This is a genomic window from Pedobacter sp. Bi126, from assembly GCF_918698245.1.
Classification (GTDB): domain Bacteria; phylum Bacteroidota; class Bacteroidia; order Sphingobacteriales; family Sphingobacteriaceae; genus Pedobacter.
The window spans coordinates 879,335-902,044 of sequence record NZ_CAKKMS010000003.1 but is presented as its reverse complement, the minus strand read 5'-3'; the positions used below and the strand labels follow the sequence as shown (position 1 = coordinate 902,044).

The 22,710-nt window shown below is 38.8% G+C and carries 17 protein-coding genes; 6 read left to right on the top strand and 11 right to left on the bottom strand.

Going from position 1 to position 22,710, the window contains the following annotated elements; translation table 11 throughout:
• Positions 1-1,620 (bottom strand): sensor histidine kinase, encoded by a 1,620-nt coding sequence (locus LQ201_RS14000; protein WP_230143228.1) that lies wholly within the window; start codon positions 1,618-1,620, stop codon positions 1-3.
• A 321-nt stretch (positions 1,621-1,941) separates the two neighbouring features.
• Here LQ201_RS14000 and LQ201_RS13995 point away from each other — a divergent pair, with 321 nt between their 5' ends.
• On the top strand, positions 1,942-4,383 hold the full coding sequence (locus tag LQ201_RS13995) for a TonB-dependent receptor (RefSeq protein WP_230143227.1): 2,442 nt from the start codon (positions 1,942-1,944) through the stop codon (positions 4,381-4,383).
• A gap of 90 nt (positions 4,384-4,473) precedes the next feature.
• Entirely contained in the window at positions 4,474-5,226 is a 753-nt protein-coding gene (locus tag LQ201_RS13990) for a DNA alkylation repair protein (protein ID WP_230143226.1), read from the top strand.
• On the opposite strand, the gene LQ201_RS13985 is transcribed toward LQ201_RS13990, so the two are convergent.
• The 6 genes from LQ201_RS13985 to LQ201_RS13960 form a co-directional block, all read right to left on the bottom strand.
• Positions 5,223-5,717, bottom strand: a complete 495-nt coding sequence (locus LQ201_RS13985; RefSeq protein ID WP_230143225.1) for a GNAT family N-acetyltransferase — start codon at positions 5,715-5,717, stop codon at positions 5,223-5,225. The two genes, LQ201_RS13990 and LQ201_RS13985, sit on opposite strands and share 4 nt — an antisense overlap.
• Positions 5,714-6,274 carry a thiamine pyrophosphokinase gene (locus LQ201_RS13980; protein WP_230143223.1) on the bottom strand — a complete coding sequence of 187 codons (561 nt, stop codon included), beginning with the start codon at positions 6,272-6,274 and terminating at the stop codon, positions 5,714-5,716. The genes LQ201_RS13985 and LQ201_RS13980 overlap by 4 nt, the downstream gene beginning before the upstream one ends.
• A gap of 64 nt (positions 6,275-6,338) precedes the next feature.
• Positions 6,339-7,625, bottom strand: coding sequence for a hypothetical protein (locus LQ201_RS13975; RefSeq protein ID WP_230143221.1), 1,287 nt, complete (start codon positions 7,623-7,625; stop codon positions 6,339-6,341).
• Between the two features lie 58 nt (positions 7,626-7,683).
• A complete protein-coding gene (locus LQ201_RS13970) occupies positions 7,684-8,328 on the bottom strand; it encodes a thiamine phosphate synthase (RefSeq protein ID WP_230143219.1) in 645 nt (214 codons plus the stop codon).
• Positions 8,329-8,447: 119 nt separating this feature from the next.
• Positions 8,448-10,892 (bottom strand): TonB-dependent receptor, encoded by a 2,445-nt coding sequence (locus LQ201_RS13965; protein WP_371823049.1) that lies wholly within the window; start codon positions 10,890-10,892, stop codon positions 8,448-8,450.
• Positions 10,893-11,791: 899 nt separating this feature from the next.
• A complete protein-coding gene (locus LQ201_RS13960) occupies positions 11,792-12,322 on the bottom strand; it encodes an AAA family ATPase (RefSeq protein WP_230143217.1) in 531 nt (176 codons plus the stop codon).
• A gap of 435 nt (positions 12,323-12,757) precedes the next feature.
• Between LQ201_RS13960 and LQ201_RS13955 the strand changes: the two genes are divergently transcribed.
• Both LQ201_RS13955 and carB read left to right on the top strand, forming a co-directional pair.
• A complete protein-coding gene (locus tag LQ201_RS13955) occupies positions 12,758-13,075 on the top strand; it encodes a carboxypeptidase-like regulatory domain-containing protein (RefSeq protein ID WP_230143215.1) in 318 nt (105 codons plus the stop codon).
• Between the two features lie 210 nt (positions 13,076-13,285).
• On the top strand, positions 13,286-16,123 hold the full coding sequence (carB, locus tag LQ201_RS13950) for a carbamoyl-phosphate synthase large subunit (protein WP_230143214.1): 2,838 nt from the start codon (positions 13,286-13,288) through the stop codon (positions 16,121-16,123).
• A gap of 172 nt (positions 16,124-16,295) precedes the next feature.
• On the opposite strand, the gene LQ201_RS13945 is transcribed toward carB, so the two are convergent.
• From LQ201_RS13945 to LQ201_RS13935, 3 genes are all read right to left on the bottom strand, one after another.
• Positions 16,296-17,603, bottom strand: coding sequence for a M20/M25/M40 family metallo-hydrolase (locus LQ201_RS13945; RefSeq protein ID WP_230143212.1), 1,308 nt, complete (start codon positions 17,601-17,603; stop codon positions 16,296-16,298).
• 10 nt (positions 17,604-17,613) lie between these two features.
• The gene (locus LQ201_RS13940) at positions 17,614-19,455 is read right to left on the bottom strand and encodes a M61 family metallopeptidase (RefSeq protein WP_230143210.1); all 1,842 of its coding nucleotides are present in this window, start codon (positions 19,453-19,455) and stop codon (positions 17,614-17,616) included.
• 190 nt (positions 19,456-19,645) lie between these two features.
• A complete protein-coding gene (locus tag LQ201_RS13935) occupies positions 19,646-20,773 on the bottom strand; it encodes a DUF4407 domain-containing protein (protein WP_230143208.1) in 1,128 nt (375 codons plus the stop codon).
• 128 nt (positions 20,774-20,901) lie between these two features.
• Between LQ201_RS13935 and LQ201_RS13930 the strand changes: the two genes are divergently transcribed.
• Both LQ201_RS13930 and LQ201_RS13925 read left to right on the top strand, forming a co-directional pair.
• Positions 20,902-21,219 (top strand): rhodanese-like domain-containing protein, encoded by a 318-nt coding sequence (locus LQ201_RS13930; RefSeq protein ID WP_215165554.1) that lies wholly within the window; start codon positions 20,902-20,904, stop codon positions 21,217-21,219.
• 136 nt (positions 21,220-21,355) lie between these two features.
• Complete coding sequence (locus LQ201_RS13925; RefSeq protein ID WP_230143207.1) at positions 21,356-21,553, top strand: DUF6358 family protein; 198 nt, start codon at positions 21,356-21,358, stop codon at positions 21,551-21,553.
• 115 nt (positions 21,554-21,668) lie between these two features.
• On the opposite strand, the gene LQ201_RS13920 is transcribed toward LQ201_RS13925, so the two are convergent.
• Complete coding sequence (locus LQ201_RS13920) at positions 21,669-22,700, bottom strand: dipeptide epimerase (RefSeq protein ID WP_230143205.1); 1,032 nt, start codon at positions 22,698-22,700, stop codon at positions 21,669-21,671.
• Positions 22,701-22,710 lie beyond the last annotated feature (10 nt).

The following is a 22,710-nucleotide window of genomic DNA, read 5'->3' as shown; positions in this document are numbered from 1 at the left end:
TTATAGCCAATCGGTTAATGTTAAGCTTATTTTTGTGCCGTTAGTACTTGGTTGTATGGCTAAAGTAAAGCGATTTTCTTTATAAATACTATTTAAGAGTGCTATTCTACTGGCACTTAATTGAAGACCTAAGCCATTGTTCTTTTTTTCTGTGTCAAATCCGTTTCCATTATCGCTAATAGTTAACACTAAATCATTTGCCTGCTTAGTAAATGTGATTACAATTTTTCCGTTAGTAGCTTTTTTCGATATGCCGTGCTTCACCGCATTTTCTACAAAAGGTTGTAGCAGCATGCTGGGTATTTCTACGTTATCCAAATCTAAGTTTTCGGAACGGTTAATCTCGTACTTAAATCCAAACCGCAATTGCTCCATTTGCAGGTAATCGTCTAGTAAAGTTTTTTCTTGCGATAAACTAATCAGTTCTTTATCATCAAGCACATTACGGGTTAAGCGGGCAAACTTAGACAGGTATTTATTGGCATTGTCTATTTCGTTTTTGTTCATTAAATTTTGAATGCCAGAGAGTGCATTAAATAGAAAATGAGGGTTTAATTGCGCACGGATGGAGTTAAGTTGAAGCTTTGCCGTGTTTTTTTGCTGCTCTTGTTCTACAACCTTTTTTTTATTTCTTTTTTTTATAGCGTGAAGTATAAGCAAAAAATTTAAACCAATAACAAATGCTGCCATTAAAGCATAACTGTAAAGTTCTTTTTTGGTGTAGCTTTCTTCGGCTAAAGTGATAACAAGCGTATGTCTGGTTATGTATTTTTCGGTTTCTTTTGGTGAAATATCACAATCAAGGCAATTGGTCCATTTAATCGAGGGCTGAATAATAATTTCATACTCCCCCGACTTTTTGAAAATATTTTTATCAATATTTATACTAGGTAAAGCCTCGTGATCCTCACTTATTATGCCGCCATAATCCCAAGTAGTTGATTTGAAGATTATTTTATTCGTTTTTTTGTCTTTTATTGATGTATAGTAGAGATAATCAATATCTGATTTGTCTTTCACAATGGTTAGCTCATCTTCTTTTTCAGTTAAAGCAATTCTTGTTCTGTCTTTTATATCGGTAATCCACTTGTAATCAACACCTTGATTAGTTTTGAAACGCTTTCTAAAAGATAAGATCTTTGCTCTTGGAATAGGCTTTACGTAAAAAACAGCCTTATCGATATCTTGCGGTTTGTCTATGCTATAAATAAGTGTTGTAATGATTTTGCCTTTTACAGGAAAAATGCCAAGTGTTGTCGAACTGAATATTTCTTCATCCCCTCCTGCATGGGTATCTTTCAGTTGCGTCATGTCGATCGGCTTATTTAGCACGATTGGTTTACTATCTATTAAAATAGTGTACCGATAGTGCCGTATATTGATATTCTTTCTAAAATTAATCGAGATACTTAAATTGTTTACTTCAGGTAAATAACTTAGGGTTGTGCGGGGCTGATTGGGAAAGCCAATTGCATAAAAAACATTTTTAGCTGAACTATCTACACACATGAGCAGTTTTCCTCCCGCAGCATATATGTGATTAAAATTGATGCCTTTTTGTGCATTAACGGTAGATACTGCAACAATGAGACTGAGAAATATAAAGATGATCTTTTTCATAAGGTTAAGTTTAATTTTCATCAAACTTGTAGCAATAATAGCAAAACTAAAACCATAAAACAGGAAAGGTAGTGTTTGAAATAGTAGATGTATTGTTTTGTGCAGTATTCGAATGTTCACAGTGGAGAATAACCCGACTCGGAACTTTTTCACTTTCCCTGTAACCTTTTTAAAAAACGGTCGTCTTACCTATAACTAAACAAGCGGAAACCTTTCGTTTCCGGGCTAAACTTTAAAATAAGCAAGCAATTAAATTGAAAGCGCATGCACATGCGGTATAGAAATCTTTTTGCCTATTTTTTTAAGAATAAATACCTAAAAATGAAAACATTATACAGAATATCACTTATCGTTACTTTCCTTTTTACCGTTACAGTTGCTTTTGCGCAAACAAATCCAAAACCGAACATTAGCGGGGTAATTTTAGATGAAACCAAAAAACCTGCAGATTATATTACTGTTGTGCTCTTTAAAGCATCCGATTCGAGTGTGGTTAAAACGGCATTTACTGATCCAAACGGAGCATTTAATTTTAATGTTTCGGGCAAGGGGAGTTATTTTTATAAAGCCAGTAACATGGGTTACAAAACACTTAAAAGTAAAACCATCGTTTTAACAGAAGATAATCAAAAGGTAGATTTCGGAACGGCGCAGCTCACCGCAAACGCTCAAAACTTAAAAGAAGTGAATGTAGCTGTAACTAAACCATTAATTGAAAGAAAAATGGATAAGATTGTGATGAATGTTTCCAATAGCTCGGTTATGACAGGTTCTACTGCGCTGGAGGTTTTGCAAAAAGCACCAGGCGTAACGGTAGATCAGAATGATAAGATCTCGATGATGGGGAAACAAGGTGTACTGATTCAACTGGATGGAAAACAGACCTACATGAGCAGTGCTGATGTGGCGAACCTACTGCGTAACATGCAGAGCTCGGAGATTGAGAGCATTGAACTGATTACCAATCCGTCTTCAAAATACGATGCCTCCGGCAACTCGGGAATTATCAACATCAAAACGAAGAAAAACAAAAATGGCGGAAGCAATGGCAGTGTAAGCGGAACAGCCGGTTATGGCAAAAACTTTAGGGGAAATGCCGGTTTAAACCTAAACCATAGAACACAAAAACTGAACCTTTTCGGAAACTACAATTATGGAAGAAATGAGCGCGACAACCTTATTGCCATCGACCGTATTTCGAACGGAACACCAGATACTTATTTTATGCAGGTGGGTACCAGTCATAGAAAGCAACAGAACAATAACTTTAAAGCAGGTATAGATTACTTTATTGATAAGAAGAATACGATTGGTTTATTGGTAAACGGCTACTTTAACCATGGAAATGAAACTGCGGTAAACAATACTTTAATTGGCCCATCTTTTAACCAGGTAGATTCTAGCCTGATAACCAACTCATTGCAGGCAAACAAATACAATAATGTTTCTTATAACTTAAATTATAAATCTGTTCTGGATACCGCGGGTTCAGAAATCTCTGCAGATGTGGATTATTCCAAGTACAAAGGAAACGATGGTTCTAATTATGAGAACGATTACCGGTTCCAAAATGGAGATAGAATCCGTCCTATCAGGTATACCCGGAACAATACTCCATCGATAATTGATATTAAAGCATTTAAAGTCGACTATAATGTTTCACTAAACAAAACCGTTAAACTCGAAGCCGGGGTTAAAAGCAGCTGGGTTAAAACCGACAATGATTTGCAGGCAGAAATGTTGGTGAACAATACCTGGCAGAACGATGTTAAACGAAGCAATCAATTTGTATACGATGAAAATGTAAATGCGGCTTATACCAATATAAACAAGCAGTTTAAAAATACCAGTGTACAGATCGGCTTAAGGGTTGAGCAAACCAATTCGAAAGGAAATCTGATTACCAAAAATACTGTTGTAGAACGAAATTACTGGGATTTTTTTCCAACGTTATTTGTTCAGCAAACGCTTTCAAAAAACAATCAGTTAGGTTTTTCTTATAGCAGAAGAATAGACCGCCCAAGTTACGATGCTTTAAATCCCTTTATTTATTACTTAGACGAATTTACCTATAGCAAAGGAAATCCATTTTTAAATCCACAGTATACACACAATTTTGAGCTTAGTTATACACTATTGCAAAAATATATGCTCTCAATTGGCTATAGCAGGGTTAACGATGTAATTGCAGAGGTAATTTTGCCAGATGCAGCGAATCAATCGTTATATCAAACGAATGCAAATATTGCCACCAACATTAGCTACAATGCCAATTTAAACGTACCTGTTCAAATTACGAAATGGTGGCAGACCAATAATAACTTAAATGTTTTTTACCTCAGTTTCAAATCGCCAGATTTAGCCGGGAGCGCTTTAAAAACCGGAAAAACATCTTTCCAGTTTAAATCGCAACAAACCTTTACCATTACGGATGGTTTTACAGCAGAAATAAATGGCAGTTACGAATCTCCGCTTGATTATGGAACCCTAAGTTTAAAAGCCCGTTATTATGTCGATGCTGGTTTGAGCAAATCACTGTTCAACAAAAAAGCAAGTTTGAAGCTCGCCTTATCAGATGTATTTAATATATCTGAAAACAATTTATCAAGTGCATATCCTGGTTTAACTTACTCCGTACATCAAAAAAATGAAACTCAAATTGGTAGAATCAGTTTTACCTACCGCTTCGGTAAAAACGAAATTAAACCCGCCCGCCGCCGTGCAACGGGTACCGAAGCAGAACAAGGCCGTATGAAAAATTAACACTCACCCATTCAATTGTGAAAACCCGATCAACGTTATGCTGGTCGGGTTTTCTGTTTTTTGTATATTTAAACTGGAAACCTGAACAAAATGTCTGTCGAGAAAATCTCTAAACGAACCACAAATTTAACAGCTGCTGCTTTTATTGAAAAATTAGGCACCTACCAATCTAACGCAGAACTGGAAAAGATTACCCGTTATTTTAAAACTGAGGAAGGTGATTACGGGGCGGGAGACCGCTTTGTTGGCGTTCGGATGGGGCAGGTTTTCGAAGTGGCCAAGGCTTTTGTGGCCATGCCTGTTCAGGAAATAGAAAAGCTTTTAGAAAGTCCGGTTCATGAACACCGGGCAGGCGCGGTAAGCATAATGGATTTTAGGGCAAGGGATAAAAAAACACCTGAAGATGTAAAGAAAGCCCTTTTTGAACTTTACCTTAACCGGCACGACCGGATTAACAATTGGGACCTGGTAGACCGTGCCGCATGTTTTGTAGTGGGCAGTTATTTATTTGATAAACCAAGGGATATTTTATATCAATTAGCCGTTTCTGAAAATATGTGGCAGCGCCGGACATCAATAGTGAGCACCTCTTATTTTATCCGTAAAGGCGATTTGACCGACACTTTTGGCATTGCACAAATCCTTTTAAATGATCGAGAAGACTTGATCCATAAAGCAGTTGGCGGCTGGATCAGGCAGGCAGGTACAAAAAATAAACCTCAGCTAATGGCTTTCTTGGCAAAACATGCTGCAACAATGCCCCGTACCATGCTGCGCTACGCCATAGAACATTTTGAAAAGAACGAACGCGAATATTATTTGAACCTTAAAAGAATAGATTAGAATTTATATTCCATTACATAATCGTCCATAAAGTAACCTTCACCTATATCAAGTTTTACCGATTCTTTAATGGTAAAACCTCCTTTTAAGTAAAAATCTTTGGCTTTATTATGTTTGTTCACATTCAATTGTAAAGCACTTCCCCCGGCATCTTTTACCTGGTTAAAAACCTCATTAATTAAGATTTTCCCAACACCTTTGCCATGTGCAGAGGGCAGCACATAAAGCTTGTGCAGTTTGTAAATACGCGCTTCGTGTCCAACAATAGAATATCCTGCAAAACCGAACTGATTTTCGCCTTCCTCTGCAATCAGGAAAATATGCCCTTCCATAAATTGCTTCAGGAGTTCTCCTTTATTGTACATTTTATCCAACATGTAATCAATCTGTTCCTGCCCGATAATATCGAGGTACGTTGATGGCCAGGTTGCCGCGGCAATAGCCCTGATAATTTCTATATCTTCTTCTTTTGCTTTTCTGAGGGTAATCATATTGGTTCGCTAATAAAAATTGGTTGTCCTGAAAAAGTAAATTCTACAAAGCCATCTTTAACTACAGTAAAAATTTCTTCTTCATTCTGCACCAGGTTAGTTACTTCGATATATCGGTTGCCATGAATCAGGAATTCACCTCCTGCAGGTTTCCAAACAGAAAAACCTGATTTTATTGCATAATGTTTTGCCCTTTCGGTAAATACCACCAGATTAATTTTGTCTTCAAATCCGGCAAACTTCTCCAGATCAAATTTCTTCGCAATTACATTTACCGCGGGATATTTCTCTTCGTACAGATAATTTACCGCCACCATTAAAGCATCAACAGGGCCTTGAATAACTTTTGTATCCTCTTGTGTTTCCTGTCCACTCCCGTTTACAAGCACATCTACCTTTAAACCTAAAGAAAAAATTTTATCGTAATTTTCTCCGTTAACCAAAAGCGTAGGGCTCCATTCGAGCAGTTGCCCCAAAAGCTCTTCATTAAAATTCCCAAGCTCATCGATGTATAAAGCCGGCTCTTGTTTTTCTTTTACAATATGGTGTGAAGACATATTGCGAATATAGAAATTTCGCTTTAAGTACGGTATAGGAAGAATCAGTTAGGGGTAAAAATGATTAACGATTGTACGGATATTCACTCACCCAATGGAAGCCCCTGTTGATGAGCTTAAAATCTTTAAGATCTTTTCGCTTAAAACTTACCGATATGGAATCTTTGTCTGTTAAGCCTGAAAGAATCAGTCTATCTTTTCCAATAACATTATAGTTTAAAACATATTTAGTGGAGTCTTTATCTGTTGATTTTAGCAACAATTCTTTTTTCTTCTGATCAAAAGCAGTAGTGAAATTAGCGGAACTATCGTTCATCTTCTTTATCCTTACATACCCTGAATAATTAATAATCATCTGTTTCCATCGCGTACTATCGGTAGTTAAAGGTGCTAAGGTTTCACCTTTAACTTTCATACTTTCAACATTATAAATACCATACATAAATGGTTTGGGTGCACCATCGCCGTAAGTTTTATATCGCGTCATTAATGACGGGAATAAGAAAAGCATTGAAGCAGCTATATACAGATATTTACATATATATACCAAAATAAAGTGCCATCGTTTTTTATACCTTGGACGATACATTCTTTCGAGCTGCTGGCTTTCATATTTAACAAAAAATTTATATAACTTAAAAAAATGGGGGGCTAAAATAAACAGGCACATCACCACCAGTGCTGTAGACAGCAGTTTTACCGGAACATCGAAAAAATAGTTCATTGACATTACGTGTGCTGTCGCAGCCAGCGCCAGAAATGCGCCAACAATTACCGTTCTGCGGAATAACAATAAAATTGCAGAAATTTCGATAACCCCCATAAAAATATTGTAACCTTTAGAAAATCCGAGAAATCTCCAGGCCAGCCCCATTGGCGAGGCATCACCAAAAGGAGTGAGCAACCTATCTAAAGATGAATCGTAAAACTGGAGCTTAATCACTTTAATAGCCCCATACATTACAAGCGTAAAAGCCAGATAAAAGCGTACCAGAACGATAAGCCAGTAATAGGCAGCATTGTAACTCTTGCGTTTACGGTCGAAAACCGACCAAAGGATGCAGCCCACTACCGATACCAAAAACATAAAGAGCAACAACGCCCATTTATAGGAAGTATCGCCACTTCCGCTCGCATGAATTTTTAAATCGCTTTGAAAAATATGCTCAGATAACCATGGGATTAAACTTTCTAGCATCATGGCTGGGTAATGCATTACATAGTAGAAAAATGGAAAAGCGCCATTGTTATACAGGATGATGAAAAGAGACAGGAAGAGGAAAAAGAACCTGAAAGAGATTTTTTTATAAATGTTCCAAGATGCATTGGTTTGAAGAGCGTTTTCAGACATATTAGCTGGGTTTTATCCAAAACTAAAAATTATCCTATGGGCTTCAAATTATAAAATGTTAATTAACAGCGCTTTCTTTAACAACTGTGTAAAAATCCTGATAGGCTTCAATAAAATCATCTGCAAAATTAATAGCGCCGGAGACGGCTATACCATAAATACCGGTTTGCATTAAAGCTTCTACATCGTAGGTTTTTATTCCACCCACAGCCAATACCGGAATGTTGACGGATTGAGTCTTTAATTCTTTTATTATCTGTTGATAGCCTTCTGTACCTAGAAGTGCATAATTATTGGGCTTGGTTTCAGTTTCTGCAAATGGACCATAACCAACATAATCGGCTCCTTCCTGGGCAAGTCTGATTAAATTTTCTATTGTATTTGCCGATCCCCCAAGGGTAATATCATTGCCAACCAATTTGCGCAGGGCAATAAAATTGGCATCCATATTTTCTATATGAAAACCCTGTATATCGGCCTTTCCATTTAAATGAACATGATCGGTAACGATTAAGGTGGTGCCCCAATCATCACAGATTTCGGCTATCGCATTAATATCCTGTAAGAGTTCTTCATCACTTTTGCTCAGGCAACGGTATTGGACCCATTTTGCCCCGGCCTCACAAGCCTGTTGCACCTGTTCGATATGGCTTAAATGGGGAATATCGTGCGTAATATAATGAAGCTTCTCTATGTATTTCATACTTGGTGAACAGGATTTTAAGCTGATTTGATTTTAAGATCAGGAGGGCAATATAAACAAAATCGCCATTGCAAGTATATTCCGCAATGACGATCCTGTTTTTTGAATGTTAAGCTTTTCTAAAACTTAACGTTCAGGCTTAACAAAAAGTTAGTTCCCGCTTGTGGGTAAAAGAAGTTTTCGGTTACCCTGCTACCACCTGCCTGGTAGCCATAGGTATAACCATTGCTTTCATATTTCTTATCGAAAATATTGTTAACCAATAAACCAAGGTTTACGTTTTTAACACCTGCAAATTTAAAGTCGTAGCCCAAACGTGCATTGCTTACCCAATAACCGTTAATGGTCCTATCGTTGTTTTGCGTGTTATCCAGGTATTGTTTGCTTACATATTTGCTCTGTAAGGCTACAGCAAAACCACTAACAGGTTTGTAAACCAACTCCCCAAAAAGAACAGCATTTGGAGAATAGGAGATGTCGGTTAATTTGTAGTTGTTTACCACCTGTCCACCGTTATCATAGTCATCATAATATTCGGTAAAGTTCTTGATTTTGTTTCTGCTCAATGCGGCATTGGCGTTTAATACAAATTGGGAAGAGATGTTATATGAACCGTCTACCTCAATCCCTAAACGGTAGCTTCTATCTACATTCTGACGGAAATTTCCGCCAACATCATTTATTTTCCCAGTAACTACCAGTTGGTTTTTATAAAACATGCCATAAGCATTTGCACCGACATTAAATTTATCGTTTTTAAAACGGTAACCTAACTCTACGTCATTCAAACGCTCAGGTTTTGGAGAAATACCTACAGCAGCATCTGTATAGTCATCACGGTTGGGCTCTTTGTTGGCCACACTAAATGAGACATAAACATTGCTCTGTGGATTGATAAAATAAGTTGCACCAAATTTCGGGTTAAAGAAATTCAAGGTTTCGTTAACGGCCAAAGTGTTTAGTTTGTTTTCCGTTCCGGCAACATCGAAATATACCCGGCGGTACTGTAAGTCGGCAAATAAGCTTAACGATTCTACCGGGCTATAATTTACTTTACCATAAACGTTAAAATCGGTTTTGAAACCATCGTTATCATAATAATGCCTGTCTATATTTCCATTTGAAGCATATTGGGCCCAAATTACCTGCCCGAAGTGGGCGCCTTTATATTCATTATATGCACCGCCCAAAGTAAAATTTAAATTCTTTTGAGGCACGTAGTTAAAGGCATAGGTAACGCCATAAAAATCGTTATCTAACCACCGTCTACGGATTAAGTCCGTTTCGGTAACTGGTGCTCCTCCCGGAATAACAACCGGATTTAATCCATAATTTTTAAGTTCATCCTGTGCCCTGTATTCTTCATAATAGCCTTCGCCTTTAGTGTAGTGTAAAGCGCCGTTAAAAGAAAACTGATCAGAAAACTGTCTGGCATAAATTAACTGATAATGGTTCTGTGTATAGTTATCCGTTTGGTTATTGTACAAGAAACTGTTATAAGTTCTTCCAGAGTTTAAAAGATTAGCGGCGTCATCTGCACCCAATCCGTTTCTGTCAATATAGGCATTCATTCCAACCACATCATTTTCTAAGCGTGATTGTGGAATACCGTTCCATGATTGATAGGTTTTCTCATTCCCTGAAAAAACATTTACGCGCAACAGGTCTTTATTGCCGTGGTAAGCACCTGAGAGAAAATATGATTTAAGCAGTGATGAACCACGGTCTACATAACCATCAGAACTGATTCTTGATAAACGGCCATCAAAGCTAAAGCGGTTATTAATCAAACCAGTTCCAACCTTAACAGTGTTTTTCCAGGTGTTGAAACTACCATAAGTGCTGTTTACTTCCGCATAGGGCTCCGTTTCGCTGGCAGTTGTCTGGATATTTAAACTCGCACCGAATGCACCTGCACCATTGGTTGAAGTACCTACACCGCGCTGAATCTGTATGTTATCTACCGAAGAAGCAAAATCGGGCATGTTTACATAAAACGTGCCTTGGCTTTCGCTATCGTTTATCGGAATACCGTTAACTGTTACGTTGATCCTGCTATTATCGCTACCGCGGATACGGATACCTGTGTAGCCTACGCCGGCACCAGCATCAGAATTAACCACAACTCCCGGTGTGTTCTGAAGGATAAAAGGCAGATCTTGTCCGAAGTTATTCTGTTGGATTTCTTCCTTGCTAATGTTCTTATAAGTAGTGGCTGATTTTTCTGTCGCCCGTATAGCGCGGACAATCACCTCATCTGCCAGGAAATTTTGTGGTGAGAGACTAAAATCCAGCGTAGCATGCTGTTTAAGTTCTACAGCTTTTTCGATTGTTTTATAGCCTACATAACTTACCACAATAGTGTATTTTCCGTTAACGAGGTTAGTGATGCTGTAATTTCCGGAGGCATCACTAACAACTGCCGTTTTTTGACTTCTTAATTTAACTGTAGCGCCGGGAAGTGGCTGCTGGTTTTGATCTGTTACTTTACCGGTAACAGTAATTTGTGCCGATGCAAAGAAAGGCAACATTGCAACAAGCGCTGCAAAAAGTAAATTTTTCAATTTTATTGTTTTTAGTTAAACCCATCGGAAAAGGGGCATTGCCGATTTTCAGTTAAACTTCCATAACTCCAATCCCTACGCCGGCATTACCCGGATCAGGTGCATTCGAGGTTGATGGCTGGAGGGTTTTAGGTTGATGGCATTACCCCTCTACCTTTTTACCTTCTACCTTTCACCTCAAAATGGGTATGATCTCAGCCTGTTTTTGTGTTTATTTAAACAAGGCACCCCTAATGATGGTGCAAATGTAGAAAATATTTAACAATAACCGTATTTTTTGATGCTTTCTAGGTTAATTGAACAAAAATTGACAGTACAATGGAAAGATCTGTTATTTTTAGATCGAGGAAATGAGTGGTTCTCTGTGCTAGGGGATTTCAGTCCCGCTTCTGCTTCCGATGAAACCTGTGAAACAAGCAAGCTTACCAAAATATAATACAAAACTGGTGCTTAAATTGGCAGCATCCCGCATTGATTGGGTTTAAATGGCCAGGCAGGTATAAATATTAATGGATGACCACCAAACGTTCCTACGGAACGAAAACGCCAATTATACAATCGGCTACCAGGCAATCGTCCCGATGGGACGGCCTGTGGTTATTTTACCTTTCCCGTCCCATCGGGACGACTCCTAGGTAGAAAAAAAATGTTTTATTTTTCGTTCCGTAGGAACGTTTTGTGTTTTAGGCACCACGGTAGCAAACCCCTGTTCAATAAACCCGACAGCAGCGGTTCCGATCCTTCATCGGAATTAGCGAATGGCGGGACTACAGTACCTATGAAATACTAACCTTTCATTTCCTAAAAAAAATCATTTATATTAATGGGAAATGAGCGCCCTGAGCTTTTGGCAAATTTCAAAACAAAGTCATGAATTTAGTCAAGAAACATCTATTTTCTTATACACCAAGAAAATCGTTTACTGCCTTAATTGCATTTTCGAACCTTTCATCACCCAATCCACCAATTACCTTATAATTCGCATTTAGTGCTTTCAGTTCCTTATGCCAAACCTGCATAAAATATTCGCGCTTATCGGGGAAATCGCGCAGCGGATCATCTTGCCAGGGCAAATCGATGTCCATTAACAGATACAGGTCGTACGGTCGCTCAGGCAGTGCATCCAGCACTACCTGTGGTGTTTCGCCTAATACTTCATCGCTCCAGATCTTTACCGTAATAAAAGTCGTATCACAAATAATAAAATCGCTTTCGGTAGTTACTAAAATAGCATCCTCTAAAGCTACCTGCCCGTAATACATGTTCACTTCATCTTGCAGCGTATAATCGGCAACCAGGTTTTCGCAGTAATAGCGGGCGTATTCTGGCACCCACGAAACTTTATAATATTTTGCCAGCAATTGAGATATAGTAGATTTTCCCGTACTTTCCGGGCCAACAATAGCGATCTTTTTAATATTTTTATTCACGATATGTTTTCTGAATAGGGTCAAATGTAATGGAAAAAGCCTTAAAAGAAAAAATCCGGTTGAGGAGGGCTCCTCTAACCGGATAATAAACCAAACAAACTATTTATGAAGAAATCCTCATGGCGGGTAACTAATCCGCGGAGGAAGCTTTAGATCATTGTCTAAAGTATATACAAAACGCATATATGTTCTGCTTATTACAACATTATTGCCAATATTTCCAATATCACAACTTCGTGACTTAATTCTGACGTGTAGCGCCACTTTTACGAAATTCTTTTAACACTAATTAACATTTGCAATAAAACCGTACATTTGATTTTGACAGCCATGTATAATTTATAGTACAATCTAAAAATTAGTGTTCATTATTTAAAACTATTTGTACTAAATGGTGTTATTTATTTAAGACATCAACAACTAAAACGTTATACCATGAAAAAGTTATGTGTTGTATTATCTCTGCTTATTATATTTGCTTTAGGTTCAATTGCCTTTACAAATATTAAATTGGGTGGAATAATCGGAAAAATTACACCGGGTGATGCGGCTTCTGCTGTTTCGCTTGTAGCGGCGACAGACACGCTAAAAGCGCAGATTAGTCAAGGTGTTTTTACTTTCACTAACCTCAAAGAAGGCGTTTACACTGTCGTTGTAAAAGCCAATGCACCATACAAAGATGCTGTTATAGAAAAGGTTGCCGTGAAAGATAGCGCCACTACAGATTTAGGCGAAATTAAATTACAGCAATAGTTCATTTTGCAAAAGAAAAATCTAAAAAGAGCACTTAAATAGTGCTCTTTTTTATTTTAAAAAAAACGCCTAAAAATCATGCTAAAGATGTATCTTTGCATCCCGACAGAACAGTTGGGATTTTTCTTCTTACAAGCACAAAATCTCGTTGCTTTCAGGGTTTCAAAAGAACCAATACTTTAGAATTTTAATTATTGTTTAAGCTTTATCATGCCTAAAGACACTTCCATACGCTCAGTACTGATTATCGGATCTGGACCAATTATTATTGGCCAAGCCTGTGAATTTGATTACTCGGGTTCGCAAGCGGCTCTTTCTTTAAAAGAAGAAGGGATTACCGTTTCCATTATCAACTCTAATCCGGCTACAATTATGACGGACAAGGTTATCGGCGACCATGTTTATTTGCGCCCGTTAACTGTTGATTCAATAGAGGTTATTTTACAAGAGCACATCGACTCTGCAGATTTACCTAGAATTGATGCGGTACTTCCTACCATGGGAGGCCAAACTGCATTAAACCTCTGTAAGGAAGCTGAAGAACGTGGTGTTTGGGAAAAATATGGTGTAAAAGTAGTTGGTGTAGATGTTGCTGCAATCGAAAAAACCGAAAACCGCGAAGCTTTCCGCCAGTTAATGGTTGATATCGGTGTAGGTGTTGCAGAATCGAGAATTGCCAACTCATTTTTAGAAGGTAAAGAAGCAGCACAAGAAATCGGTTACCCATTGGTAATCCGCCCTTCATACACCTTAGGTGGCTCAGGTGGTGGCTTCGTACACAAAAAAGAAGAGTTCGATGCTGCTTTAAAACGTGGTTTAGAGGCTTCGCCAACACATGAAGTATTAGTAGAGAAAGCTGTTTTAGGCTGGAAAGAATATGAGTTAGAGTTGTTAAGAGACAGCAATGATAACGTAATCATTATCTGTTCGATCGAAAACTTCGATCCGATGGGTATCCACACAGGAGATTCGATCACTGTTGCTCCGGCAATGACCTTATCTGATCGTTGTTACCAGGATATGCGTAACCAGGCGATCAAAATGATGCGTGCAATCGGCAACTTCGCTGGTGGCTGTAATGTTCAGTTTTCGGTTAACCCGGCAAACGATGAAATTATCGCCATCGAAATTAACCCACGTGTATCACGTTCATCAGCTTTGGCAAGTAAAGCAACTGGTTATCCAATTGCAAAAATTGCAGCAAAACTGGCAATCGGTTACAACCTGGATGAAATTGAAAATCAGATTACCAAAACCACTTCAGCATATTTCGAACCTACTTTAGATTACGTAATCGTTAAGATACCCCGCTGGAACTTCGATAAATTTAAAGGCGCTAATAAAGAGCTTGGCCTACAGATGAAATCGGTTGGAGAGGTAATGGCAATTGGTCGTACTTTTATCGAAGCACTACAAAAAGCTTGTCAGAGTTTAGAGATCAACCGCGCTGGTTTAGGTGCAGATGGCAGACAGGTGCGCAATATTGAAGAAATTATGGACGGTTTGGAGCACGCTTCATGGAACCGTCTGTTCTTAATAAAAGATGCCATGGCAATGGGCGTACCTTTGGAGTCGATCCGTAAGGTAACCAAAATCGACAAATGGTTCTTAAACCAGATTCAGGAGCTTGTATTGCTTGAAACTGAACTGAAGAGATATTCACTAAACAATATCCCTCAAGATTTCTTCGTAACACTTAAACAAAAAGGGTTCTCTGATATCCAGATCGCCTGGTTGTTAGGCAATGTTACAGAAGATGAAGTTTACGATCGCCGTAAAGCTTTAGGTATAAACAGGGTATATAAAATGGTTGATACCTGCGCTGCAGAATTCCCGGCCAAAACACCATACTACTACTCTACTTTCGAAGAGGAAAACGAATCTGTTCCATCCGATAAGAAAAAGGTAATTGTATTGGGTTCAGGCCCTAACCGTATCGGTCAGGGTATCGAATTCGATTACTCTTGTGTGCACGGATTATTGGCAGCAAAAGAATCAGGTTTTGAGGCCATCATGATTAACTGTAACCCTGAAACGGTTTCAACAGACTTTAACATGGCCGATAAATTATATTTCGAGCCGGTTTTCTGGGAACATGTTCGCGAAATTATCGAGCTGGAAAAACCAGTGGGCGTTATCGTTCAATTGGGTGGACAAACAGCTTTGAAAATGGCTGAGAAATTAACCGAAAGAGGCATCAAGATTATCGGAACATCTTTTGAGAATATGGATATCGCTGAAGACCGTGGCCGTTTCTCAGACCTGTTGAAAGAATTAGATATTCCTTATCCAAAATATGGTGTTGCAGAGAATGCTGAAGAAGCAATCGTTGTAGCAAACGAAGTAGGTTATCCTGTATTGGTTCGTCCGAGTTATGTACTGGGTGGACAAGGCATGAGCATCGTAATCAACGATGAAGACCTAGAAAAAGCAGTAGTAAAATTATTGGGCGATTTACCAGGCAACCGTGTATTGATCGATCACTTTTTAGACAGGGCAGAAGAGGCAGAATCTGATTCAATCTCTGACGGCGAGGATGTACACATTGTGGGTATGATGGAGCACATCGAGCCTGCAGGTATCCACTCAGGAGATTCATTTGCCGTATTACCTACATTCAGCTTATCAGAAACGGTAACTAAAGCGATGGAAGAATACTCGATCAAAATTGCAAAAGCATTAGATGTACGTGGTCTATTAAACATTCAGTTCGCCATTAAGGATGAGAAGGTTTATGTAATCGAGGCAAACCCAAGGGCATCACGTACGGTTCCTTTCATCGCAAAAGCTTACGATGTTCCATACATTAACATCGCAGCTAAAATTATGCTGGGTGTAGCGAAGCTGAAAGATTTTACGATTGTTCGTAAACTTAAAGGTTACGCCATTAAAGAACCCGTTTTCTCTTACGAGAAATTCCCTGAGGTAGCGAAAGAGTTAGGTCCTGAAATGAAATCTACAGGTGAGGCGATCCGTTTCATCAAGGATTTGGAAGATCCTTACTTCCGCAAGCTTTACAAAGACAAATCAATGTATTTGAGTAAGTAATTCGCTTACGAATACTTATAAAATAGCAATGGCCAGTGATGATTTCACTGGCCATTTTTTTTGTAGTTGTATTGGGCGGCTCGTCATTCCCAACTTGATTGGGAATCTTAAAGCCTACTGCATTACGATTCCCGCCTGCGCGGGAATGACGACCGTTTTATAACTGCCGCTATTATTGCTTCAACTTCGGAATCCTCGTTGGTGTATCCGTTCCGTTTACAATGGTAATTGCGCTCTTTGCGATCGCTTTGATGGTAGAAAGGATATTTTCTACATCCAAAGAACTATATTCGTCTTTCACACTATGGTACAATTTATCGATATCAATTTTATCGGTACTAATGGTATGTGCCGGAACGCCCAAAGCAGCTAAAGTTGCATTATCACTTCTATAGAATAAGTTTTGATCTGGGTATGGGTCTGGATGGAAAGTAAATTCAGTCCCAGCTAAATTTTTCTGCAAAATCTTCCCAAAATCAGATCTCTCATAACCGGTAATAAATGCGGTATTCTTGCCAAATTTCGAATCCTTACCAATCATCTCAATATTGAACATGGCTACTACATCATCAGGATTTAGTTTTTCTGAGAAATATTTTGCGCCGAAACCACCGATTTCTTCGGCAGTAAAGGCAACAAAGATTAAAGTACGTTCATTGTTTTTCTGCGCTTTGTAATATTTGGCAAGGGCAATCATAGCCGTCGTGCCTGAAGCATCATCATCTGCACCATTGGCAATACTATCGCCATCAACACTTTTTAAAAAGCCTAAATGATCATAATGGCCAGAGAAAACCACAATTTCTTTTGCTTTTGATTTACCTGGAATTACCCCTGCAACATTAAATAAAGGCATTTTATCTACCTTACTTTTAAATGTTGCCGAAAAATCTGTTGCGGCATCTTTACCCAAAACAAAAACCTGCACAGCGCTTGTAGTTGCTTTAACGTCTTTCTCATCAACGGTTGCCGGTTTACCGAAGTAACTTCTATAACGGTTAAACAGATCAGCAAATTTATTGTCAACCAGAATAATCTGATTTTTTTGAGCACCCATCATTGCCCTTAGCTGAGGCACAAATGCTTTTTCTGGATCTAATTTAACAACAGTAGTGTTCGACTTATCTAGTGTAACACTTTCTGAAGTTACGCCTGAAACGATTAAATTTTCTGCGGCAACTTCCTGTCCATCAATCTTAACACTTGTGCTTAGGTTGGTAACCTGGTATTTGTTAAAGGTTTGGCGGAAAGTTTTCTCACCTGTTAAAGGCTTTAAACCGATCTTTTTAAATTCAGATTCGATAAAAGTAGCCGCTTTATCAATACCAGGCGTAAAGGTTGCACGCCCTTGCATATCATCGGCACTTAAGGTTTTAATCAGGTGATCGGTGTATTCGCGGGTGATGATTTTATCTATGTTTTGCGCTTTAAGCTGCAGGCTTGCCATCCCGACAAGCGTAAAAAAGAATATTTTCTTCATATAATAAGTATTAGTTTTGCGATTTAGATTTTACCTGTGATGTTAACCATTTATCTCTAAAAGTTTGCATGGCCGGTATTAAATCTCCTCCTGTTTTTTCAATGGGAACAATCTCTAAAGCCGGATCTTCAATCAAGGTTAATTGTGTCGTTTTCTGCGCCCCACGATAAAGATAAGTAACCTTCAGCACATCGCCGGGTTTGTGGGCATCAGTAATGGCCGCAACCGCAGCTACATCTTTTACCGTCACACCATCGATGGCCAACAATGCATTATCAACATCTAAACCTGCCTCATATGCAGGCGTACACATTAGCGTTTGCCCTAAAATTAATTTTCCATCCAACTCATTAATCTTGCCAAAGCCAGCAAAAGCTTTAGCAGGATTTGCTTTGCGCAAAACAAGGCCTGCATTTAAAAGCAGCTTGGCATAATCGTTCTTTTCGGTGCCGTAAATATAATTTTTAAAGAAACCGGCAGCGAAAGCAGGATCTTTAGTCAGCGTCGCGAGGGTTTTCTCTAAATCAGGTACAGTGTATGCAATTTCTGGCTTGCCATAGGCTTTCCAAAGCGCACGCATATAATCATCAAGGCTGAGCTTAAATTCGGTTCTTAAACGAAGATCTAAAGCCAGGGCAGTTGCAGCACCATAGGTGTAATACGAGGTGAATATGTTGCCTTTATTGGTCTGATCGATAGCCACACCAGCATCGGCAAACACCGCATACCTACTGGCCTCAATTGGCGAAAAGTTTTTTGCACCCGGCGAGAGTAAAACAGCATTTACCAAGCCATTAAAAGTTTGTATGGCATTGTCGGTAGTTTTTAAACCCGCCCTGGTTAATAGCAGATTGCCATAATATTGGGTAAAGCCTTCAGCCAGCCAAAGTTCATCACTCATATTGGCATGCTCGAAATTGAAGGGTTCTAAGGTTTTTGGCCTTAAACGTTCTACATTCCAGCTGTGAAAATATTCGTGCGAAAAAGTACCCAGGAGGTTTGATTCATAACCCGCAATTTTTGGTGTGCGCTGCACAATCGAAGTGGAGTTTCTATGCTCCATTCCATCGCCCGCATTCTCCGGATACACATCATCCAGAAAATAATAATTACCGTAATCGTAAGTGGGGAATTCGCCCCAAACGGCAAAATGTTCAACAACCATTTTTTTAAGCATTTCAGCATAATTATTGATGGTTTTCTGATCGTCGTTAGCGTGCGTAATTAAATGGATGGTCTGTACTTTACCATCGGTATTTTTAACCTGCCAGCTTGCCGTTTTATAATTGGCAATTTCGATAGGACTATCCATAAAATATTGAAGATTTGGCGCGAAATAAGTCCCATTGGCCATTGGCTTAAGCTGTGTAGCTACTTTCCAGTCCGGTTTTTCGGCATAATTAAATTTCACCAGTCGCGGCCTGGTATCCATGCCTACCGGAAAAGCAAAAGTTGCCGGCATATTCATGTGTGCATGGGTTTCGTCAAAACCAGCATAGGTTCCGTCAATCCAGTTTCCAAAAAGTGTATAGTTTACTTTTACGCTGGAACCATGATTGGGAATTTCATAAACATCGCCTGCTGTTTGTTTAATGGCCAGCTGTTTTCCTGATGCATCGAAAGCTTTCAGGTGATATATATTTTTTCCAAACTCATGTGTAGCGTAACGGCCCGGAGATGACCTGCTCATTCTAACCTTTAGCGTACCCGCAGGAACATTTGGGATAACCATGCTGATTTCAGCTTCATGATGGATAACATTTGGAAAGGAAACCGTATAACTGATCTCATTTTGGGCAAAAGCCTGAAACGATAATAGACCAAATACCGCAGCACCTAAAAATTTCTTCATAAAATCGGGATTATAAGGGCAATTTAATAAAAATGGAAGATGTTTGAGGTAAAATGTACGATGGATAATAGTTGATGGTCTGATAGTCAATAACTGATAGCCTATTGTTCACAGTAGATTTTTTTCGGTTTAATAGTTTAAGCCATGATCTATGAACCATCCGCTCCCAACTCCCTTCTTACATTTTCCCTTAGCCCTCGCTATCCCAATCGTGTTTTTCGAGATCGCGGTAAGCTTTTCCTTTTATAATTTCCTTCTTTTTAGATGATTCGGAATCGACCCTAGTTTCATGAATATTATCGGCTACTTCAAAATGGAAATCCTTATCTTTTTTAGAATGATAAATCGATACTTCATCCCCATCCGCTATAGCATAATCATAAGGTCCTCTTGCACTCATCAGTTTTACAAACACCGGCAAACATTCAAAAAAGATAAACAGCAGCCCGATAAAAGTAACAGCAATTGCCGTATTGTTATCCCGTGTGCCATCAACATTAAATTTAAGTTGCCCTAATGCCCAGTTGCGGTCGGCAAAACCAGCAATATCCGATAAACTGTCTAACTGTTTTTTAGTGTACAGCTTTTCGGTAAACAGCCCATCAAATTCTTTGCGTTTATCTACAAAACCTTCCGATTTATTGATGGCGGCTTTTAGTGAATCTAATTCAGCTGTGCGTTGTACTATTTCAGCTTCCTTACGCTTGGCATACGGCCCGTAGCCCATTACGCCGGATGTTTCGGTGGTTTTGTTTCCAAAAATCTCGAAATTAAGCTTTTGTCTATCCGTTTTAATTCCTTTTTCAAGCGAATCGCGTGTGGCCTTCTGTTGATTTAACCTACCGAATTCTACCTGATATTTTTTCTCAAAAGCTTTGTTCAGGGTATCAATTTTAGAACGCTGGCCGTTTAGGTAACTTACCTTTAGGCGTTCTTTAATTTCCTTGTCGAAAATTTTAAGTTCTATTGGTCTCGAAATTACCATACCAATCATAATGGCCAACAGAATACGCGGTGTAGCCTGTAACAACTGTTTATTGGTACTGGCGCTTTTGTTAATGCTCGATACGATATAGCGGTCCATATTAAAGATGGCCGCCCCCCATAAAAAGCCGAAAACAATGGCAAAAATTACGGCCAGATCATCCCCCTTAAAAACAAAATACATGGCATAGCCCCCAGAAAGGGCAGCAAATAAGCCGGTAAAAAAGATGGTGGCGCCAATGCCAGTATATTTATTTTGTTCTGAAGGATACTTTTCCAGTGTCGGGATATGAGCGCCAGAGCAAAACCAAAAGAAACGGTTCAGTTTGTCCATTTGTAACTATTTATAATTAAACGCCTAAGGGTTAAAGTTGTTACAGTTTCACACAAAATTTTATGGCATTTTTTTGATGGGGAGCGTAAAGTTGATTTTCCTATATTTGCATAAATACATTTAATAAAATGAAAGAAATATCGGTACAAGAACTAAAAGAGAAAATCGATAACAAAGAAGATTTTCAATTGATTGATGTTCGTGAAACATTCGAATATGAGGTTTCCAATCTTGAAGGCGAGAATATCCCTTTAGGTGGAATTTTAATTGAGGCTGATAAGGTTGCGAAAGATAAGCCGGTAATTATTCAGTGCCGCAGTGGAAAAAGAAGCGCAGCAGCAGTAATGCAGTTGGAGCAACAATACGGATTTGATAATCTTTATAACTTAAAAGGCGGTATTTTAGCTTGGCAAGAAGCTTTTGATCCGAACATGCCGGTTTACTAATGATAGAATGAGTGAGTTTTGAATGAGTGAATGTTATTATCGCTTATTCAAAATTCATTCTTTCATTCAATAATCTAATCATTCTAAATTCTCTAACTCAATCACTCTCTAATTTCGTCATTCAATCATTTCTACCGTGGCTAAAAAATTTGCTTTAAATATCTTCTATAACCTGGCCATTATCCTTTCTATTTTCGGATTGGTTTGGTGTTATAACAATGCTAAATATCTTCCAGCTGGCTTTTTGGTAGGCACAACGGCTTGTTTGTTCTACTTTAAGTATCAACTTACCAAAGACATCAAAAAGAGCTTTAAAGAAAAAGATCAGAAGTAGCAATTTAATGTTAGAATTAGTGAGTCTTGAATGAGTGAATATGATGATATAACGCTTATTCAAAATGCTACTATCATTGCCTCGCTCAGACTCTTCAAATCATTCCTACTCTACTTTAAAGAAAAAGATCAGAAGTAATGCCTGTTAAGCCTAAACCAGGCAGATCTTTTAAAATATACTTACCATTTTCGAAAGCTGGATCAGTAAAGGGGTTATTCTTGGTGAGCCATGGCCCATCCAAATCGGCCCAGTTACATAGAGGAGCCAAAGCAGCTGCAGCCAAAGTGGCACAACTGGTTTCGCTCATACAGCCAATCAGCACTTTCATTCCAAAAGAACGGGCTTTCAAAATCATCTGATGCCCTTCGTACATGCCACAGCTTTTCATCAGTTTTACGTTAATGCCATGGTAAGCGCCTTTCAGGTCGTCCATGTCGGCTAAACGCTGTACGGCTTCATCAGCCAACAAAGGAATTGGACTGCGCTCGGTTAGCCAGGCATTCCCATCGAGGTTATTTTTATCCATAGGCTGTTCGATTAACACCACGCCCTGGTTATGCAGCCAATAAATTAAATCAATTGCTTTAATTTTATCTGCCCAGCCCTGGTTCGCATCCACATATAAGGGTACATTGGTCATGCTCCTGATCGTTTCGATAATTTCCTGATCGTTATCCCTCCCCAGTTTAACTTTGATCACTTTAAAAGCTTCAGCATCTTTCAGTTTTTCGCGGATTACTTCAGGTGTATCAATCCCAATGGTATAAGAAGTTACCGGCATATTAGCAGGATCTGCGCCGTAAATTTCATAACAGGGTTTATTTAACAGCTTTCCATTAATATCGTTAAGGGCAATATCAATAGCTGCTTTAATGGCTGGCTGGCCTGGAGCAAGGCTATCCAGATAGCTAATCATTTCTTTGAAATCGAATGGATACTGGATTTTATCCCAATCTACAAGGCTAAGAAAAGCCGCTGCGCTTTCGTAGCTCTCGCCCATATAAGGTACCATAGAAGCCTCACCATAACCTGTAACACCTTCATGTTCGATCTTTAACAGCATTAAGGGGGTGCTGGTACGGGTAAATTTCGAGATCGAAAAAGGATGTTTTAATTCTAATTCAAATTGTCTGCAACTAATCTTCATTATCAATCGT

Excerpts from the sequence above, each read along its gene's own strand:
- LQ201_RS14000 (WP_230143228.1), bottom strand. The coding sequence starts at position 1,620 with ATGAAAAAGATCATCTTTATATTTCTCAGTCTCATTGTTGCAGTATCT.
- LQ201_RS13930 (WP_215165554.1), top strand. The coding sequence starts at position 20,902 with ATGAAAGAAATATCGGTACAAGAACTAAAAGAGAAAATCGATAACAAA.
- LQ201_RS13970 (WP_230143219.1), bottom strand. The coding sequence starts at position 8,328 with ATGAAATACATAGAGAAGCTTCATTATATTACGCACGATATTCCCCAT.
- carB (WP_230143214.1), top strand. The coding sequence starts at position 13,286 with ATGCCTAAAGACACTTCCATACGCTCAGTACTGATTATCGGATCTGGA.
- LQ201_RS13995 (WP_230143227.1), top strand. The coding sequence starts at position 1,942 with ATGAAAACATTATACAGAATATCACTTATCGTTACTTTCCTTTTTACC.
- LQ201_RS13920 (WP_230143205.1), bottom strand. The coding sequence starts at position 22,700 with ATGAAGATTAGTTGCAGACAATTTGAATTAGAATTAAAACATCCTTTT.
- LQ201_RS13975 (WP_230143221.1), bottom strand. The coding sequence starts at position 7,625 with ATGTCTGAAAACGCTCTTCAAACCAATGCATCTTGGAACATTTATAAA.
- LQ201_RS13990 (WP_230143226.1), top strand. The coding sequence starts at position 4,474 with ATGTCTGTCGAGAAAATCTCTAAACGAACCACAAATTTAACAGCTGCT.
- LQ201_RS13935 (WP_230143208.1), bottom strand. The coding sequence starts at position 20,773 with ATGGACAAACTGAACCGTTTCTTTTGGTTTTGCTCTGGCGCTCATATC.
- LQ201_RS13945 (WP_230143212.1), bottom strand. The coding sequence starts at position 17,603 with ATGAAGAAAATATTCTTTTTTACGCTTGTCGGGATGGCAAGCCTGCAG.
- LQ201_RS13985 (WP_230143225.1), bottom strand. The coding sequence starts at position 5,717 with ATGATTACCCTCAGAAAAGCAAAAGAAGAAGATATAGAAATTATCAGG.
- LQ201_RS13955 (WP_230143215.1), top strand. The coding sequence starts at position 12,758 with ATGAAAAAGTTATGTGTTGTATTATCTCTGCTTATTATATTTGCTTTA.
- LQ201_RS13940 (WP_230143210.1), bottom strand. The coding sequence starts at position 19,455 with ATGAAGAAATTTTTAGGTGCTGCGGTATTTGGTCTATTATCGTTTCAG.
- LQ201_RS13980 (WP_230143223.1), bottom strand. The coding sequence starts at position 6,274 with ATGTCTTCACACCATATTGTAAAAGAAAAACAAGAGCCGGCTTTATAC.